Annotated in this window: 3 protein-coding genes; 1 reads left to right on the top strand and 2 read right to left on the bottom strand. The window is 62.0% G+C overall.

The features are described from left to right. Positions 1-184 (top strand): hypothetical protein (locus tag RMO30_RS09325; protein WP_309712396.1); only part of this gene is annotated, 184 nt, incomplete at its 5' end. 66 nt (positions 185-250) lie between these two features. Here the strand turns inward: RMO30_RS09325 and RMO30_RS09320 are convergent. Beyond that, on the bottom strand, positions 251-673 hold the full coding sequence (locus RMO30_RS09320; RefSeq protein WP_309712393.1) for a hypothetical protein: 423 nt from the start codon (positions 671-673) through the stop codon (positions 251-253). A gap of 11 nt (positions 674-684) precedes the next feature. Then, positions 685-1,884: a hypothetical protein gene (locus RMO30_RS09315; RefSeq protein ID WP_309712390.1), complete on the bottom strand. Its 1,200-nt coding sequence runs from the start codon at positions 1,882-1,884 to the stop codon at positions 685-687. Positions 1,885-2,301: the final 417 nt, after the last annotated feature.

Genomic DNA, 2,301 nt, shown 5'->3' with positions numbered 1-2,301 from the left:
GGTCGGTCTCGTGGCGACGGGACTCGCCATCACGGAGATGGCGCCCGACGTGGTCGGGTGGGCCCAAGCCAATGGGCTCGCCGGCATCGGCGTCAGCGCAGTCGCAGCGCTAGCAGTAGGCCTTTTCGTGGGTCCCCTCACGCTCGCTGGACGCGCCATCACTCAGGCTCTTGAACCGTACTGACTCTGGTGGAGACTCTGGACTGCCGCGATCCGGAGCTTGGTTATGACTCCTCGTTGATCGCGGCCGTCAGTTGGCGCGAATGCCCTCAACCTTCCAGAAGTCGTTTGCGGCACATCGCTCGGGGATGGGGACCTTCACAAGATCGGTGACACCTCGTGGAACTTGCTCGTCGTCGGCTCGAGGCAGTTCACCGCCGACCACAACAACGGTCCGGCCCGTGACGGCGAGAACGCGGCCGGTCGAGTCGAGAACCTCCCAGTTCGAACCGTTCCATCTTGGCGCCACGGTATTGGGCCAGATCGCGAGGTGCATCGAGGTGTCAGTTCTGAGCCATAGGCAGCCGTCAGCTTCGATGAGTTGAGCCGTATGCAGCGCTAGAAACACCTGGTTACCAGCGACATGCTGCGGAAAGAAGACCGCATCCGGTGCGCGGCAGCCGGTCAACACAAGCAATAGGTAGGCGACGCAATGCAACTTGCCTCGCAGCATTGCTGATCGCACTACGGGGCGGAGGTGAGAATCGTTAGTCCGTGAGCCGCTTCGACGTAGTTCTCGGCAATGTAGATCAGATCATGATTCAGCGACGGATTGAGACAACCATCTTCGAAGAAAGACAAGCACGCGTGTATGATCCCCCAAGCCGAGCCACCGCTGTATACTGGGCCGCCGCTGTCTCCTGGACTCGCAAGGTCGTCAGTGCTGCCATTCGAGAGCCACATACAAGTGCTGTTAGGACTCGGAAGAAGCTCGCACAGGACCGTCTTCGAGATCAGGTTTCCACACGCGTAGAGACTCGCGAATCCGTAGCGGCACGCGACGGCGTTCAACGCCTGGTTTGCCCTTGTGGTCTTCGAGGTGATGATCCGATAGCCAGGCGTTGAGCCGCCCGGGATTCCATCGGTCGCCCAATTCCGGACGGTATGGGAGCCTACCGTATGCCACTGCGAGTCATAGGATCCCCATTGGGCGGACTCTCTGAAGGTCAGGTTGACGGCTCCGAACGTCAGCGCGTTCTTGCAGTGGGATGCCGTCGTAATGCCTAGCTCCCCCGTACTGTTCTTGCGGATCGAGTAGCCGCTCGTGCATTCCGGGATGCCACCTGAGTACAGGGTCAGACCTGCATAGATGTTTGTGCTAAGAACGACTTGACGGTTCGACTCCCGGATAGTCACCGCTGGCGACAGCCTCACCCCACGGATCTCGGCGAGGCGAGCAAACTCGTGTGGTGACGCAGTCAACACCAAGACCTTGTTTGCCGGGACATCTATCGACACGAGTGAGTCGCTTTCCAAGGCGAGGCCTCGGAGCTTCTCGGACTCGGCCTCAAGATCGGCGTACGAAAAGGCCACGGCTCGCACTTCGACGAGTCCCTCGAGGCCCAGTTCGCGCGCCTCATCTCTTATGGGACCCGATGTGCCGCGGGTCGTGAAGACGACGACCTTGAAGTCGGGTTCGTGCTCGAGCCAGAGGCCACCGTACCAATCGACATCGAGAGCAGTGAGTTTGGCGTCGAGCTCGCCAGCGACGGCTTGGAGACCGAGCCGTCGCCCTGCCTCGACGTCGCTGACGCCGTATCGGCTCGCATACCACGCAGCGTCGGGATTGAGCTCGTCGGTGACACCCTGGACGACCAGACTTGACGATGCCAAGAGGAGCATGGCCGCTCCAGCGATCGAGCCGATAGACGCGATCCTTCTCATCGCTGCCTCCTTTGTTGCGGCCGACCACGGTGATCGTAGTCCTACTGTCAACCTTGCCGATGAGGACGCTCCAACGACATACGACCAATCAGACGTCAATCCCAGGTCAAGACGACGCTAGGCCACCCCGAATGGTCCTGGCCGGCGCCCTTTCGCTTGGTCGCCTGCGCGGTCGCCGGCGTGAAAGTGGGGGGCTGACGCGCCAATCACCGACGCGCGATGGTCCATCTGAGCAGTGATGCAGGCGCGTTTGCGGAATTGTCACGGCCGGGAGTGTAGCCTCCGAGGGGCCGAGCGATGGGCCGAGCGATGGGCCGACGGAGAAACGCGCGGTCAGGCGCGGAGGACCGCGAGGACCCCGATCCCGACCGCGATGACCCCGACTCCCGCCACCTGGACGCGGGCGAGGCGCTCCCC

The sequence above is a fragment of the Pseudolysinimonas sp. genome, assembly GCF_031389465.1.
Classification (GTDB): Bacteria; Actinomycetota; Actinomycetes; order Actinomycetales; family Microbacteriaceae; genus Pseudolysinimonas_A.
Note: the sequence above shows the minus strand (reverse complement) of the source record. Positions and strands in the feature narration are given on the sequence as shown.

Coding starts and splice junctions, on each gene's coding strand:
- RMO30_RS09315 (WP_309712390.1), bottom strand. CDS start 1,884: ATGAGAAGGATCGCGTCTATCGGCTCGATCGCTGGAGCGGCCATGCTC.
- RMO30_RS09320 (WP_309712393.1), bottom strand. CDS start 673: ATGCTGCGAGGCAAGTTGCATTGCGTCGCCTACCTATTGCTTGTGTTG.